Source organism: Parafrankia discariae, from assembly GCF_000373365.1.
In the GTDB taxonomy this organism is placed as follows: domain Bacteria; phylum Actinomycetota; class Actinomycetes; order Frankiales; family Frankiaceae; genus Parafrankia; species Parafrankia discariae.
In genome coordinates this window covers 24,791-40,772 of the sequence record NZ_KB891223.1, presented here as the reverse complement: position 1 = coordinate 40,772, position 15,982 = coordinate 24,791, and the positions used below count along the sequence as shown (strand labels likewise).

The following is a 15,982-nucleotide window of genomic DNA, read 5'->3' as shown; positions in this document are numbered from 1 at the left end:
GTGGATGTCCTCCGGTTGGGTGTCGTTCCCTATCGCGAGGCCTGGGAGATGCAGCGGGCCCTGGCCGATGACCGCCGCCACGGACGCGGCTCCGACACGCTGATCCTGCTGGAACACCCCGACGTCTACACGGCGGGCCGGCGGACGGGGGCGGGTGACCGCCCGGTCGACGGGACGGAGGTCGTCGACGTCGACCGCGGCGGCGGCATCACCTGGCACGGCCCCGGGCAGCTGGTCGGCTATCCGATCGTGCGGCTTCCGGTGCCGCTGGACGTCGTCGCCTACGTACGGGCGTTGGAGGCCGGCCTGATGGCGGCCTGCGCCGAGTTCGGCCTCGAGACCCGGCGGGTCGAGGGGCGCACGGGGGTGTGGACGGCCGACGGCCTGCGCAAGCTCGCCGCCATCGGCGTCCGGGTGAGCTGGAAGGTCACCAACCACGGTTTCGCGCTGAACTGCGACCCCGCGCTCACCGCGTTCGGCCGGATCGTCCCGTGCGGGATCTCCGACGCCGGCGTGACCAGCCTGAGCCGGGAGCTGGGCCGGCCGCTGCCGGTGGCCGAGGCCCGCCCGGTGGTCGAACGGCACATGCTCACCGCCCTCGCCGACTACCTGGCCACCGGCCGGGCCGTCGAGGCCCGCCGCCGACCGGCGGACGCCGCGGGCGGCACGGGCACGGCGGGAACCGCGGGCGACGCGGGCCCGGCCGCACCGACGACAACGTCCGACACTGATCTGATCGGCGCGGGGCTCGCCGGCGGAAAGGCTCACCGATGACCGCGGTCGCTCCCGAAGGCCGGCCGCTGCTGCGGCTGGAGGCGCGCAACGCGCAGACACCGATCGAGCGCAAGCCGCCGTGGATCCGCACCCGGATGCGCACCGGCCCCGAGTACACCGACGTGCGCAACCTGGTCCGCGGGGCCGGGCTGCACACGGTGTGCGAGGAGGCCGGCTGCCCGAACATCTACGAGTGCTGGGAGGACCGCGAGGCCACCTTCCTGATCGGCGGGGACGTCTGCACGCGGCGCTGCGACTTCTGCCAGATCGACACCGGCCGCCCGACCCCGCTGGACGTCGACGAGCCGCGCCGGGTCGCCGAGTCGGTGTCGACCATGGGCCTGCGCTACGCCACGGTCACCGGAGTCGCCCGCGACGACCTGCCCGACGGCGGGGCGTGGCTGTACGCCGAGACCGTCCGGCAGATCCACGCCGGGTCGCCGGGCACCGGGGTCGAGGTGCTGATCCCGGACTTCGGCGGCCGTCCCGAGCAGCTCGGTGAGGTCTTCTCCGCCGAGCCGGAGGTGCTCGCGCACAACGTGGAGACGGTTCCGCGGATCTTCCGCCGGATCCGGCCGGGGTTCCGCTACGAACGCTCGCTGGACGTCCTGACCCAGGCCAGGGCGGCCGGCCTGGTGACCAAGTCGAACCTGATCCTCGGGCTCGGCGAGACCGACGACGAGGTCGCCGAGGCGATGACCGCGCTGCACGAGGCCGGCTGCGACCTGCTCACGGTCACGCAGTACCTGCGGCCGACCCCCCGCCATCACCCGGTGGAGCGCTGGGTCCGCCCCGAGGAGTTCGTCGAGTGGGAGCGCCGCGCCACCGCGATCGGCTTCGCCGGGGTGCTGTCCGGCCCGCTCGTCCGATCGTCGTACCGCGCCGGGCGACTGTACCGCCAAGCCGTCACCGTACGTAGCAACACTGCCACCATAGAAGCCGTTCTGCCCGAAAGTGTGTCCGACGACTCTCACGCCAGGTGATGACTCGGCTGGTGATGACTACCCGAGGCGGCTAGGCTCGGCTCTGCGTCACACGGCGGTCACGAGATTCGCCGTTGCGCGGGGGTCGCCGCCACCTTGCGGACATCGCGACGACATCTGCGCCCTACACACTCAGTGCTGTTCCGGCGGGAGCTCCTCCCGCCTCGGGCGCCACGACCGCGTCGGGAGGTCGTCGACACCGTGCTCCGCTCACTTCTCAGCGCACTCGAGGAACTGACTCTCCTCGTCCTGCCCCATGGCGGTCAGCGCACCGCGCGCCACAACGCCTGGCGCGCCGCCACCGACCTGCACGTGACCACCGGCTACCGCTGGGTCGACCAGATCTCCGTGTCCGCGCTCGAGCCCTCCCCCGCGCCGCCGCCCGTGCCACCGCCGGCCCGGGCCACCTTCCCCCTCTCCCGGATCTCGGCGCCGCGAGTCTCACCGGCGCGCTCCCGGGCGGCCGCCGCCGCCCGTTCCTGACCTCCGTTACCGGAGCAGTCGCCAGGCACCCCGCCCGAGGCCGTAGGCTCGCGTTTATGGCGCTGCGGAAGAAGCCGGCCGGAGCCGGCGGGGAGCCGGTGCTCGCGGCCGCGGGTGGAAGCGGAACGACCGGTGGCGGGGCCGCCCGCCGCCCGGGTGGAACGGGAGCGTCCGGGTCACGCCCGGGCGGGGGTGCCCAGAAGGCGGGGGACCCGAAGGCGGGCGGGCCGACCGGCGGAGCCCCCAGGGGCGGAGCCCCGAAGGGCGGCGGCAAGGCCCGCCGGGCCGCAAGGTCCGACCAGGCCGGCTCGGGCGGTGCGTCCGACCCGCAGGACAGGGCCGGCCGGAACGCGCGGGCCGCCACACCGCCACCGGCCGCCGGTGGCGGTGACGCCCCTGGCGGGGCGCGCGGCAGGCTCGCGCAGATCCGCCTCGTCTACAAGATCACAAAGCAGCGTGACCCGCGGGTGCTGTGGCTGAGCCTGCTCGGGCTCGCCGGCCCGATCGCGGTCGGTGTCATCCTCGGGGTGTTCGTCGGCCCGCTGTACGTGTGGCTGCCGATCGCGGTGCTGCTCGGGCTGGTCGTGGCGCTGAACGTGTTCAGCCGGCGGGTCCAGAAGACCGCGTACGCCGAGATGGAGGGCAAGCCGGGCGCCGCCGCCGGGGTTGTCGAGCGGATGCGCGGCGACTGGCGGCTCACCCCCGCCGTCGGGGTGAACCGACATCAGGACGTGGTCCACCGCGTGGTCTGCCGGGCGGGCGTGATCCTGATCGCGGAGGGTCGCGGCCGGGGCCCGCGCGAACTGCTCGTGGCGGAGAAGCGCCGCATCCGCAAGATCGTCGGCGAGGCCCCGCTGCTCGACTACGTCGTCGGGACCGGCGAGGGCGAGATCCCGCTGCCGAAGCTGCAGAGCACGCTCATGCGGCTGCGCCGCGAGCTGCGCAAGCGCGACGTGGACGCCCTCGACCGCAGGCTGAAGGCCGTCAGCGCCCCGGCGCTTCCGATCCCCAAGGGCCCCATCCCGCGCAACATCCCCCGCGGCGGCCGGCTGCGCTGAGCCAGCCGCGCCGCCGAGCCCACCAGGCCCGCGCCGAACCGCCACGCCGGCCAGGCCGGCGTGGCCATGCCGGCCTGGCCACGCTGAGCCGGGTGGGTTCAGGTCACCGGTGAGGTGACCGGGTCGCGCACGACCACCGTCCCGGCGGCGCGGTCGTGCGTGCCGCGCAGGTCACGGTCCCAGATGAAGATCGGGATGAACAGGGCCAGCAGCAGCGTCCGCACGACGATCCAGGGCCAGCTCTGCCGCGCCCCGTCGCGCACCCGGACAACCCGGATGCGCGCCAGCCGCATGCCGATGGTCTGCCCGGCGACGGCGACCAGCAGGAGCTCCTCGAGCAGGAACGCTCCGTACACGGCCAGGCCACGGGCATCCCCCACGGCGCTGACGCCGACCAGGAACAGGACTCCCACCAGCAGGTTCGCCATCACCGCGTCGACGGCATAGGCGATCAGGCGGGGGCCGAACCCCACCACCGAACCGGGGCCCTCCGCCGGGAGCCCGAGCCGGGCTCCGGGTGGTGTGTCCCGAGGCAGCCCGGGCCCTTCCAGCCAACCTCCGAGTGCGCGTCCCACGGCGCAAGCCTATGCGGCGATCCCGCGCCGATCGGGCGATGACGTACCGTGACGAACGCCGTTACGGTAACATCTCGGAAACAACGCGGTGATATCCCCGGTACGCTATCCGGTCACGTCGCGCAACCGACCAGAGCGTACCCTGTCAGTTCACGGATACCTGACAAACGCTGGAGGGTGGATGTTCACAAACGCCGACGACGTGCTCCGTTATATCCGGGACGAAGGCGTACAGTTCATTGACGTACGATTCTGCGACCTTCCCGGGGTGATGCAGCACTTCACAATCCCCACGGAGGTTTTCTCCGAGTCGGTGTTCAGCGATGGCCTCATGTTCGACGGGTCGTCGATCCGCGGTTTCCAGGCGATTCACGAATCCGACATGCTGCTGCTGCCGGACCCTCGGACGGCGTTTGTCGACCCGTTCCGCGAGCACCCCACCCTCGCGATGACGTTCTTCATCCACGACCCGATCACCAAGGAGCAGTACTCGCGCGACCCCCGCAACATCGCCAAGAAGGCCGAGGCCTACCTGCGCGGCACGGGGATCGCCGACACCGCCTACTTCGGGCCCGAGGCCGAGTTCTACATCTTCGACGACGTCCGCTACGACTACACCCCCTACGGGTCGATGCACGCGGTCGACTCGGTGGAGGCCGCGTGGAACACGGCCCGTAAGGAGGAGGGCGGCAACCTCGGCTACAAGCCCCGGTTCAAGGGCGGCTACTTCCCCGTGCCGCCGACGGACCACTTCACCGACCTGCGCTCGGAGATGACCCGGGTGCTCTTCGAGGTCGGCATCACCGTCGAGATGCAGCACCACGAGGTCGGCACCGCCGGCCAGGCCGAGATCGACATCAGGTACGACACGCTGCTCAAGACGGCCGACAACCTGATGCTCTACAAGTACGTGATCCGCAACGTGGCGCGCAGCCGCGGCAAGACCGTGACCTTCATGCCCAAGCCCCTCTTCGAGGACAACGGCTCCGGCATGCACACCCACCAGAGCCTCTGGAAGGACGGCGAGCCGCTCTTCTACAGCCCGAACGGGTACGGCGGCCTGTCCGACATCGCGCGCCACTACATCGGCGGCCTGCTGCACCACGCGCCGGCCCTGCTGGCGTTCACCAACCCGACCACGAACTCCTACCGGCGGCTGGTGCCCGGCTACGAGGCCCCGGTGAACCTCGTCTACTCGGCGCGCAACCGCTCGGCGTGCTGCCGGATCCCGCTCGGCGGCGACTCGCCGAAGGCGAAGCGGGTCGAGTTCCGGGTGCCGGACCCGAGCTGCAACCCGTACCTGGCGTTCGCGGCGATGCTGATGGCCGGCCTGGACGGCGTGAAGAACAAGATCGACCCGCCGGACCCGATCGACAAGGACCTCTACGAGCTCCCGCCGGACGAGCTCGCCGCCGTTCCGCAGGTGCCCGGCTCACTCGAGAAGGTCCTCGACGCGCTCGAGGCCGACAACGAGTTCCTCCGCGAGGGAAACGTCTTCACCCCCGACCTCATCGAGACCTGGATCGACTACAAGCGGGTGAACGAGGTCGACGCCATCCGGCTGCGCCCGCACCCGTACGAGTTCAGCCTCTACTACGACATCTAGAACGCGATATCCGTCCCGGTCCGGAGCGGCGCCACCAACGGGGCGGCCGGACTCCCGCCGCACGGCGTGAGAGCGGCACCGGGGGTTCTCGCATGACCTATGGCCCTCCCCCGGCACCAGCCACCTGACAGCCGTTCCGACCTGCGGCCGGGCCTTCCCGGAACTCCGCCGGCGACGGCGGGCGAATATCAGCCGACGACGGACGGCCCGTGCCCACGAACCCGTGGGCACGGGCCGTCCGTCGTTACGGGAGCTTTTCCGGGATGGTTCCCGCGGACCGACGGGTATTCGCTTCCGCGTCGCGCCCACGGCCGCGCAGCAACACTCCGGTGACCGAGAATTAACACCCCGGGAACTGATTGGAAACGAGGCCCGACCAAGCTCCGGACGAACCCTGCGTCAGTCGCGGCCGGGGTCGGCCCTCCCCCGGCCGATCACACAGTCGCTCCGTCACGTGCCACGTCAACCACGGGGAGTATGAGTGAGCTCCAAGTCGAAGAGCTATCAGGCCGAGTACATCTGGATCGACGGCACCAAGCCTGAGCCGTTGATGCGGAGCAAGACCCGCATCGTCAAGGGCGGCAAGGAGCCGGAGATCTGGGGCTTCGACGGCTCGAGCACGAACCAGGCCCCGGGTTCGAACTCCGACTGCGTCCTGCAGCCTGTCTTCACCTGCCCGGACCCGCTGCGCGGCGGCGACAACGTGCTCGTGCTGTGTGAGGTCCAGCTGACCGACTTCACCCCGCACCCGACGAACACCCGCGCCGCCGCCCGTGCCGTGGCCGAGAAGTACGCCGACATGTCGCCGATGTTCGGCATCGAGCAGGAGTACACGTTCTTCCAGAACGGGCGTCCCCTCGGCTGGCCGGCGGCCGGGTACCCCGAGGCGCAGGGCCCGTACTACTGCGGCGTCGGCGGCGAGAAGATGCCCGGCCGGGACATCGTCGAGAAGCACACCCAGGCGTGCCTCGACGCCGGCCTCGCGATCGAGGGCACCAACGCCGAGGTCATGATGGGCCAGTGGGAGTTCCAGATCGGCGTGCTGCCGACGCCCACGATCGGCGACCACATCTGGGTCGGCCGCTGGCTGCTGCACCGGATCGCCGAGGACTTCGGCGCGTCGGTGTCCTTCGCCGCCAAGCCGATGGCCGGCGACTGGAACGGCGCCGGTGCGCACACCAACTTCTCCACCAGGCAGACCATGGAGAGCTGGGACGCGATCGTCGCCGTCTGCGAGGCGCTGGGCACCCGGGTGATGGAGCACGTCACCCACTACGGTGACGGCATCGAGCTCCGGCTGACCGGCAAGCACGAGACCGCCCCCTGGAACAAGTTCTCCTGGGGTGCCTCGGACCGTGGCGCCTCCATCCGCATCCCGTGGGCCGTCGAGAAGGCCAAGAAGGGCTGGATCGAGGACCGCCGGCCCAACGCCAACATGGACCCGTACGTGGTCTCTTCGCTGATCGTCGACACCTGCTGCAGCGCGCTGGCCGGCGACAAGCCGACCCTGTTCGTGCCGTCGCAGACCGCCGACGCGACCGTCAAGGTCTGAGCGGTCCGAGCGGGGGCCGCGCGCCGCGGCCCTGCTGGCATGGAGCACGTCCGCGGCCTCCGGCTGGCACGCCTGCCGCTGGAGGCCGCGGGCTGACCGCTCCAGCCGCGCCGTGACGGCCCCCGGCACCGCCCCGCCTCTCCCCGCGGTCGTCCCGGCCGCGGGATTCCGGGTCGGCCCCGGGCTCAGACGACCTTGCGCGAGTCGATGTCCTGCGCGTCGTACGCGGCCTCGCTGTAGGCGACCGTGGGCACGGGCATGGGCAGCGGGTAGGGCTGGACCGAGCCGAGCAGGTGCGCGGCCATCGGCAGCGCCGCCCCGGACCCCCACGCCGGCTTCCAGATCCCCAGCGCCCGGTTGAGGTCGAGCAGGGCGGTGAGTTCGTCGTCGTAGGAGATGGCGATCGACTCGCCCTGCAGCGGCACGCCGCAGTACCGCGCCCAGAGGTCCCGGCGAAGCCGCTGAGCGAAACCAGGCTCGTCCTCGTCAAGCACGGCGATCGACAGCTCGATATCCGTGAAATGACTGCGACGCATACAGTTCGCCGAGCCGACCGCACACCACTGGTCATCGATGATGACGACCTTGCTGTGGACCGTGACACCCACCCAACCACAGACGATCACATTGTTCGGGTTTCCACCGGCTCCGGGCAGGTGGGGCAGCAGGAAGTTGTTGACAGCGTGATTCAGCAGCCCGGACGGCGGGTCGGCGGGGTCGGCGCCGTGCACCAGGATCACCTTCAGGCCCGGCTGCTGGATGAGTCTGGAGTTGAGCCAGCCCATCACCTCCTGCGAGGTGAATGCCTGGTCGGCGATGAAAATGTACCGGGTGGCCTGCGAAATCGCCTTTCGCAGCGCGACGTGAAATTCGAAGATTCCATCCGGGGCGAAGGTGATGGGTCCTCGCCTGAACCCGGCCGCGGTGGTGAGAAGCCATCGCTGCGCGGCGGACGGCCCAAGCCGGTCCGGGCCGGCCGCCGAGAAGTTCATCTGCGGCACCGTCCGCAGGACCTGAACCCGCTGGCGCGGTCCGACGACGGCCGGCGGCGCCGGGGCGGCCGGAACCGGGGGCGAGTCCGCGAAATGCGTGGGAACCGGCTCGTCGTCGATGACGAACGTGTCGATCGGCTGTTTGAGCTGCTCGTTCCACAGACTGCGGAAGAAGTTGTACATCGCCCCCGCCGCCGGGCCCTGGACCCGGACCGCCACGTCGTGCCAGCCCCGGGTCGGACTCGCCAGCGCCCAGGGCACCGGCCTCATTCTGCCGGGTGCCGCGTCGAGCCCGCCGGTGAAGGCGGCGAGCCGATTCGCGCCGCCGCACACGATCATCTTGGCGTGGGCGGCCCCCAGCGGATGCGCGCACGTGTTGAGCAGGATCTTGTTCTGGGCGGCCGCGTAGATCCGCCGCAGCGAGTCGACGCTGAGGATCGTGTGGAGGTTGAGGTCGGTCAGGCTGCCCAGCAGGTCGGCCACCGGCTTGTACTTCGGCGCGAAGGGCGACGTCCAGGCCAGGATCCGGACATCCACCCTCCGACCGATGAGCTGGGCGAGCTTCGATCGCAGCGGGGTGCCGCTGGGCAGTTTGAACTCGTCCTGGCCCAAATTGCGGGTGAACTCGGTCTCGAGGTTGATCCCCGCTGCCGCGGCGAGCTTTCCGATCGCCTTGTCGACCGAGCGGATCCGCACGGTCGCGGGCGTCGTGACCGTGCCGAGCCACCACGCCGTGCAGTAGAAGAACCCCGCGCCGACCGGACCGGCGATGAGCCGGTCGATCTCGTTCTCGACGGCGGTGAAATAGGCCAGGCCGTCGATGAACGCCTCGACGTCGTTCGGCCCCAGGTCCAGTGGCGCCCACTGTTCCGGCGCGGTTTCTCCAAGAGGCGAGGAGAACGGAAGGTCGGTGGGGCGGGTAAAGTAGGCGGTTGTCAGCGTGTCGATATTGTGCGGCGCGTGCGACATAATTTCCTTTCGGCGCGGTAAACGGTTGGCGACCATGACGGCGCGGTACGGCGGCTTGAAACAGCCGATATCCGCCGGGGTCCCCCGTCCTTCCCGAATAATCGGCCATACTGGTTTACCACGTCACCGGCGACACCGGTGCGTAAAACCGTGAAAGGCTGGTGAACCCCGGGTTCAGCCGTGCGCGGTACGTTGCTCGCGGGCAAGGACGTCATCCACCACGGAGCGGGCGCGGGCGGCGGCCCGGCGGTAGCCGGCGGGCAGCTCGTGAACTGTCTCCGCCGGGTATCCCAGCGCGCGGGCGACCCGCTCCAGATCAGGCGGACCGGCCGGGAGAACGTCGCCCGCCTGACCGGAGGTCAGCATGATCCCGTTGCGCACCCGGGAGGCGAGCGTCCACGCGCGGTCCAGGGCGGCGAGCTCGCCCGCGGCGAGCAGGCCCGCGCCGGCCGCGGCACGAAGGCCGTCCCGGGTGACGGTGGTGCGCAGGCCCGGCAGCCGCCAGGCGTGGCCGAGCTGAAGGAGCTGCAACGTCCACTCGACGTCGGTCAGCCCGCCCGGGCCGAACTTCACGTGCAGAGTGCGGTCGACACCGCGCGGGATCCGTTCCCGTCCCATCCGCCCGCGCAGCCGCACGGATTCGGCGATGGTGCCGGCGGCCAGCGAACGCGGGTACCGGACGCGGTCGGCGAGCCGGCAGAAGCGGGCGGCGAGTTCCACGTCGCCGGCCAGCGGGTGGGCGCGCAGCAGCGCCTGGGCCTCCCAGCCCGCCGACCAGCGCTCGTAGTAGAACGAGTAGCCCTCGATCGTGCGGGACAGCGGTCCGCTGCGGCCCTCCGGGCGCAGCGCGGCGTCGAGCGTCAGCGGCGGGTCCGGGCCCGGCAGCGCGAGCAGGCGATGCAACTCCTCGATGATCTCGGTGGCCAGCCGGGCCGCCCGCGCCTCACCGACCCCGGGTTCCGCCTCGTGGACGAAGAGCACGTCGGCGTCGCTGCCGTAGGACAGCTCCCCACCGCCGAGCCGACCCATCGCGACGACGGCCAGCCGGACGGGCAGCCCGTCGCCGCCGTCGAACCCGCCGGAACCGCCGGCACCGCCGGCACCACGGACACCGCGGACATTGGCGACCTCGCGGCGCGCGATCAGCAGGGCGGCCTCGATCGTGGCCGCGGCGGCGTCCGAGAGGGCCCGGCCGACGGCGCCGACGTCGAGCAGGCCCAGCAGGTCCGCGCAGGCCACCCGGACCAGTTCCACCCGGCGCACCGCCCGGGCCCGCCCGACCGCGTCCTCGGCGTCGGGGTTGCGGTGCGCGACCGCGAGCAGGGTGCGCACCAGGGCCTCCCGCGGCACCGGGCGCAGCTCCTCCTCGGTGCGCAGCAGCCGCACCGACTCCGGCGCCCGGGCCATCAGGTCGGCGACGTACCGGCTGGTGGCCAGCACCCGGGCGAGCCGGTCGGCGGCGCCGGCGGAGTCCCGCAGCAGCCGCAGGTACCAGGGGGTGCGCCCGAGCGCCTCGCTGACCTGCCGGTACGCCAGCAGCCCGGCGTCGGGCTCGGGGGCGTCGGCGAAGGCGGGCAGCATCGCCGGCAGCAGGTGCCGCTGGATGGCCGCCGTGCGGCTCACCCCGTTCGTCAGCGCCTCGATGTGACGCAGGGAGCGGGCCGGGTTGGCGAAGCCGAGCGCGGCCAGCCGGTCAGCGGCCTCCTGCGGGGTCAGCCGCATCTCCTCCGCGGACAGCCGGGCCACGGCCTCCAGCAGCGGCTGGTAGAAGAGGTTCTCGTGCAGTGAGCGGACGAACCGGGCCACCCGGCGGTGTTCCGCCTCCAGCTCGGCGGCTCCCCGCAGGCCCAGGCAGCGGGCCAGCCAGCGCAGCTCTGCGGGGTCGCGCGGCAGGGTGTGCAGCCGGCGCAGCCGCTGTAGTTGCAGCCGGTGCTCGGCGGCGCGCAGGAACCGGTAGGCGTCGGCGAGCCCGGCGGCGTCGCGGCGGCCGACATACCCGCCGCGCGCCAGGCCGTCGAGGGCGTCCAGGGTGGACGCGACCTGCAGCTTGGCGTCGGCCCGGCCGTGCACCAGCTGCAGCAGCTGCACCGCGAACTCGACGTCGCGCAGCCCGCCGGGGCCGAGCTTGAGGTTGCGGTCGGCCTCGGAGCGGGACAGCGAGCGTTCCACCCGCCGCCGCATGGCCCGGATGTCGGCGACGAACCCGGGGCGGGAGGCCGCCGTCCACACCATCGGGGCGACCATCGCGGCGAACCGCCGGCCGAGCTCGGGGTCGCCGGCGATCGGGCGGGCCTTGAGCAGGGCCTGGAACTCCCAGGTCCGGGCCCAGCGCCGGTAGTAGGCCCGGTGGCTGTCGAGGGTGCGCACCAGTGCGCCGTGCCGGCCCTCCGGGCGGAGGTTGACGTCGACCTGGAACAGCTCGCCGGCCGCGGTCGGCGTGCCGCAGACCCGGACGACCCGCTCGGCGAGCCGCGTCGCGGTCCGCAGCGCCGCCTCCAGCTCCGGCGCCGCCGAGGTCCCGGTTCCGGCCCCGGCCTCGGTCCCAGCCGGCGGCGCCGGTTCGGCCACGAACAGGACGTCGACGTCGCTGACGTAGTTCAGCTCGCGCCCGCCGCACTTGCCCATCCCGATCACGGCGAGCCGGACGGGGACGTCGCCGGGGCCGAGCCCGGCGCGGGCCACCGCGAGGGCGGCATCGAGAGCGGCCCCGGCGAGGGCGGCGAGCTCGGCGGTGGCGTCGTCCAGGGTGACCGTGCCGGTGAGGTCCCGCGCGGCCAGGACGAGCAGGGCGCGCCGGTAGGCCAGCCGCAGCGCGTCCAGCACGTCCGAGCCGTCGCCGCGGGCGCGGGGCTCGGCGGCGCCGGGGTCGGCGCCGACGGCCCGCAGCAGCCGCCCGCGGGCCGCCACCGGGTCGGCCGGGCCGGTCATCGCCTCGTCGGAGTCCAGGATCGCCCAGTCCCCGGGATGGGCGACGAGATGATCGCCCAGCGCGGAGCTGGCTCCCAGTACCGCGATCAGGCGGCGGCGCAGGCCCGCCCGGGCGGTGAGCGCGGTCAGCAGCCGGGCCGCGGCCGGCGCGTCCTGGGCGTCGAGCAGCCGGTCGAGGCAGCGCAGCGCCCGGTCGGGATCCGCGGCGGCGGCCAGCTCGCCGACGACGACGCTCGCCGCCAGCCTCGCCTCACCATCAGCGGCCGCACCGCCACCCGCCGCACCGCCCCCGGCCGCACCGTCGTCGGCCGGAAGCAGGCCGATCCGCCGCATGGTCGCGGCGACCCGCTCGACGTCGGAGAAGCCGAGCCGGGCGAGCTGCGCGGCGGCGGTGTTGCGCCGCCGGTCGGCGGCCGGGACCGTCATCTGACGGGACCGGCCAGCCGGCCGAGCACGGTCGGCGGGCGGGACGCGAACGTCCAGCAGAGCTGGAATATTTGGTAGAGCGGGAATGTCGAGTGGGGCATGGGTGCGGCTTCCGGAGGAACGGCGGCCCGCGGCCGCCGGCTCCTCAGAGGGTCGGGAGGTACCGGTCGATCTCGAACGGGGTGACCTGCCTGCGGTACTCGATCCACTCCGAGCGCTTGTTGCGCAGGAAGAAGTCGAACAGCTCGTCGCCGAGGGTCTCCCGGACGAGCGAGGACGTCTCCATGGTCGCGATAGCCTCGGCCAGCGACCCGGGCAGCGCGGTGATGCCGCGCTCCCGGCGCTGCTCCTCGGTGAGCGTCCAGACGTCGTCGGCCGCCGGTGCCGGCAGGTCGTACCCGCCCTGTACCCCGCGCAGGCCGGCGGCGAGCATCAGCGCGAAGGTCAGGTACGGGTTGCAGGCGCTGTCCGGCGAGCGGAACTCGACCCGGGCCGCGTTCGACTTGTTGAGCTTGTACAGCGGCACCCGGATGAGCGCCGAGCGGTTGTTGTGGCCCCAGCAGACGTAGGCGGGCGCCTCCATGAGCTCACCGGCGCGCTGGTCGCCGACCAGCCGCTTGTAGGAGTTCACCCACTGGTTGGTGACCGCGGTGATCTCGGCGGCGTGCACCAGCAGCCCGGCGATGAACGCCTTGGCCACCTTGGAGAGCTGGTACTCGTCGGTGGGGTCGTGGAAGGCGTTGCGGTCGCCCTCGAACAGGCTCATGTGGGTGTGCATGCCCGACCCGGCCTGGTCGCTGAACGGCTTGGGCATGAACGTGGCGTAGATGCCCTGGCGCAGCGCCACCTCCTTCATCACCTGCCGGAAGGTCATGATGTTGTCGGCGATGGTGAGCGCGTCTGCGTAGCGCAGGTCGATCTCCTGCTGGCCCGGGGCGACCTCGTGGTGGCTGAACTCCACCGAGATGCCGAGCCGTTCCAGCACGCCGATGGCCTGCTGGCGGAAGTCGTGGCTGATGTCGTTCGGGGTCAGGTCGAAGTAGCCCGACTCGTCCACCGGCGGGGGCATCGGGCCGCCGCGGGTCGGCGGGTGCTTGAGCAGGAAGAACTCGATCTCGGGGTGGGTGTAGAAGGTGAACCCGGCGTCGGCCGCCTTCGCCAGCGTGCGGCGCAGCACCCAGCGGGAGTCCGCGACGGCGGGCGTCCCGTCCGGCATGACCAGGTCGCAGAACATGCGGGCGGTCATCGGGTGTTCGCCGCGCCACGGCAGCACCTGGAAGGTCGACGGGTCGGGCCGGGCGAGCATGTCCGCCTCGTGCACCCGCGCGAAGCCCTCGATCGCGGAGCCGTCGAAGCCGATGCCCTCGGCGAGCGCGCCCTCCAGCTCGGCCGGCGCGATCTCGACCGACTTCAGCACCCCCAGCACGTCGGTGAACCAGAGCCGGACGAACCGGATGTCGCGTTCCTCAAGGGTGCGAAGAACGAATTCCTGTTGTTTGTCCATGAGCCCTCCGCGCTGAGGTGTGGACTCGTCGGCACGGCTCCCCGAGTCAACTTCCGGTGATCTTCCCCCGGCTGCGCCGCCGCCCGATACTCCGAGCCGGGGCGCGGCGCCCCCGGGTACTTTGACCCGAGAGTAGCGACTGATCCGACCCGACGCGCCTGACGTTACAGCGAAGTTGCGCCGCCGCAACCGCTCGTACCCACCCCCACGACGGCGCCGCCCGGCCGCCGTATCGCGGCCTACGCTGCCTGTATGGCCCAGTTGCGGATCGCCCTCGCCCAGGTGGACACCACCGTCGGAGACCTGGACGGCAACGCGGAGCTGGTGAGCTCCTGGGTGAAGCAGGCCCTCGCCCAGAGCGCGCACCTGGTCGTGTTCGGCGAGATGACGCTGACCGGCTACCCGGCCGAGGACCTCGTCCTGCGCCGCTCCTTCGTGGCCGCCTCAGCCGCCGCCCTGGAGCGCCTCGCCGTCCGGCTCGCCGAGGAGGGCGCCGGTCAGATCGCCGTCGTCGTCGGCTATCTCGACGCCTCCCCGAACCCGGCGCCGGCGGTCGGACGTCCCGCCGGGGAGCCGCAGAACTGCGTGGCCGTGCTGTGGCAGGGCCGGGTCGCGGCCCGCTCCGCCAAGCACCACCTGCCCAACTACGGGGTGTTCGACGAGTTCCGGTACTTCGTGCCGGGCAGCACGTTCCCGGTGTTCCGGCTGCACGGCGTCGACGTCGGGCTGACCGTCTGCGAGGACCTCTGGCAGGAGGGCGGCCCGGTCGCGGTGGCCCGCGAGGTCGGGGTCGGGCTGCTGCTGTGCATCAACGGGTCGCCGTACGAGCAGGGCAAGTCCCACCACCGCGACGAGCTGTGCGCGCGCCGCGCCCGGGAGGCCGGTGCGACGCTGGCCTACGTCAACCTGGTCGGCGGCCAGGACGAGCTGGTCTTCGACGGCGACTCGCTGGTCGTCGACGCCGGCGGCGAGGTCGTCGCCCGCGCGCCGGTCTTCGCCGAGACCCTGCTCACCGTCGACCTCGACCTGCCCGAAGGCGCCGGCACCGGCGTGGGCCCGGGAACAGGCCCGGACGGGCCGGTCACCGGGCCGGTCACCACGCCGCCGGTCGGGCCGGTCGACGCCGGCGACGGCACCGTGATGACGGTCAGCCACGTCGTGCTCGCCGCCGATCCGCTGCCGGCCTGGGAGCCGCGCCCGGCGACGGTCGCCGACCGGCCCGACCCGGCCGGCGAGCTGTACGCCGCCGTCGTCACCGGGACCCGCGACTACGTCCGCAAGAACGGCTTCCGCTCGGTGGCGCTCGGCCTGTCCGGCGGCATCGACTCGGCGCTGGTGGCCACGATCGCGGTGGACGCGCTGGGCCCGGACGCCGTGCACACGGTGGCCCTGCCCTCGGCGCACTCGTCACAGGGCTCGCTGGACGACGCCGCCGAGCTCGCCCACCGGCAGCGGACCCGGCACAGCGTCGTCCCGATCGAGCCGACGGTGGCCGCCTTCCACTCCGCGCTCGCCGCCGCGGGGGGCCTGCACGGGCTGGCCGCGGAGAACCTGCAGGCGCGGGTCCGCGGGACGCTGCTGATGGCGCTGTCGAACGAGCACGGCCACCTGATTCTGACAACCGGGAACAAGAGCGAGCTGGCCACCGGGTTCTCCACCCTCTACGGCGACAGCGCCGGCGGGTTCGCCCCGATCAAGGACGTCTCGAAGACCAACGTGTGGGCGCTGGCCCGCTGGCGCAACGCGCGGGCGGTCGCCCGCGGCGAGGTCCCGCCCATCCCGGAGGAGATCATCGTCAAGCCGCCGTCGGCGGAGCTCGCCCCCGGCCAGCTCGACTCCGACCGCCTGCCGGACTACTCGGTCCTCGACGCCGTCCTCGACGACTACGTCAGCCACGACCTCGGCCGGGCCGAGCTGACCGCGGCGGGCCACGACCCGGCGACGGTCGACCGGGTGATCCGGCTGGTCGACCTCGCCGAGTACAAGCGCCGGCAGAACCCGCCCGGGCCGAAGGTGACGTCCAAGGCGTTCGGCCGCGACCGCCGGCTGCCGATCACCTCGCGGTGGCGCGAGCGCGACCACCCGGCGGGCTGACGGCCCCCGACGGGCCGATCCGCCGGGGGCGCGGGCTC

General features: G+C 72.4%; 11 protein-coding genes. 7 read left to right on the top strand and 4 right to left on the bottom strand.

The annotated features are described in order from the left end of the window. The 4 genes from lipB to B056_RS0119560 all read left to right on the top strand — a co-directional run bounded on the left by lipB (nt 1) and on the right by B056_RS0119560 (nt 3,298). Nucleotides 1-774 carry a lipoyl(octanoyl) transferase LipB gene (gene lipB, locus B056_RS37200; RefSeq protein ID WP_051105674.1) on the top strand — a complete coding sequence of 258 codons (774 nt, stop codon included), beginning with the start codon at nt 1-3 and terminating at the stop codon, nt 772-774. Beyond that, nucleotides 771-1,757: a lipoyl synthase gene (lipA, locus tag B056_RS0119570; RefSeq protein ID WP_018503555.1), complete on the top strand. Its 987-nt coding sequence runs from the start codon at nt 771-773 to the stop codon at nt 1,755-1,757. The genes lipB and lipA overlap by 4 nt, the downstream gene beginning before the upstream one ends. Nucleotides 1,758-1,958: 201 nt before the next feature. Next, nucleotides 1,959-2,240 carry a hypothetical protein gene (locus B056_RS37195; RefSeq protein WP_035752097.1) on the top strand — a complete coding sequence of 94 codons (282 nt, stop codon included), beginning with the start codon at nt 1,959-1,961 and terminating at the stop codon, nt 2,238-2,240. A gap of 56 nt (nt 2,241-2,296) precedes the next feature. Then, nucleotides 2,297-3,298, top strand: coding sequence for a DUF4191 domain-containing protein (locus B056_RS0119560; RefSeq protein WP_018503553.1), 1,002 nt, complete (start codon nt 2,297-2,299; stop codon nt 3,296-3,298). A gap of 98 nt (nt 3,299-3,396) precedes the next feature. On the opposite strand, the gene B056_RS37190 is transcribed toward B056_RS0119560, so the two are convergent. Beyond that, nucleotides 3,397-3,873 carry an RDD family protein gene (locus tag B056_RS37190; protein WP_026239894.1) on the bottom strand — a complete coding sequence of 159 codons (477 nt, stop codon included), beginning with the start codon at nt 3,871-3,873 and terminating at the stop codon, nt 3,397-3,399. Between the two features lie 181 nt (nt 3,874-4,054). On the opposite strand from B056_RS37190, the gene glnA reads away from it, so the two are divergent. Together glnA and glnII are read left to right on the top strand one after the other, a co-directional pair. Beyond that, complete coding sequence (glnA, locus tag B056_RS0119550) at nt 4,055-5,479, top strand: type I glutamate--ammonia ligase (protein WP_018503551.1); 1,425 nt, start codon at nt 4,055-4,057, stop codon at nt 5,477-5,479. A gap of 481 nt (nt 5,480-5,960) precedes the next feature. Beyond that, nucleotides 5,961-7,031 carry a glutamine synthetase GlnII gene (gene glnII, locus B056_RS0119545; RefSeq protein ID WP_018503550.1) on the top strand — a complete coding sequence of 357 codons (1,071 nt, stop codon included), beginning with the start codon at nt 5,961-5,963 and terminating at the stop codon, nt 7,029-7,031. A gap of 185 nt (nt 7,032-7,216) precedes the next feature. On the opposite strand, the gene B056_RS0119540 is transcribed toward glnII, so the two are convergent. The 3 genes from B056_RS0119540 to B056_RS0119530 form a co-directional block, all read right to left on the bottom strand. Then, nucleotides 7,217-8,992 carry a phospholipase D-like domain-containing protein gene (locus B056_RS0119540; protein WP_026239893.1) on the bottom strand — a complete coding sequence of 592 codons (1,776 nt, stop codon included), beginning with the start codon at nt 8,990-8,992 and terminating at the stop codon, nt 7,217-7,219. A gap of 174 nt (nt 8,993-9,166) precedes the next feature. Next, nucleotides 9,167-12,346, bottom strand: a complete 3,180-nt coding sequence (locus B056_RS0119535; RefSeq protein WP_018503549.1) for a bifunctional [glutamine synthetase] adenylyltransferase/[glutamine synthetase]-adenylyl-L-tyrosine phosphorylase — start codon at nt 12,344-12,346, stop codon at nt 9,167-9,169. Between the two features lie 145 nt (nt 12,347-12,491). Then, nucleotides 12,492-13,850, bottom strand: a complete 1,359-nt coding sequence (locus tag B056_RS0119530; protein WP_018503548.1) for a glutamine synthetase family protein — start codon at nt 13,848-13,850, stop codon at nt 12,492-12,494. A gap of 252 nt (nt 13,851-14,102) precedes the next feature. Between B056_RS0119530 and B056_RS0119525 the strand changes: the two genes are divergently transcribed. Continuing rightward, complete coding sequence (locus tag B056_RS0119525; protein ID WP_018503547.1) at nt 14,103-15,944, top strand: NAD+ synthase; 1,842 nt, start codon at nt 14,103-14,105, stop codon at nt 15,942-15,944. Nucleotides 15,945-15,982: the final 38 nt, after the last annotated feature.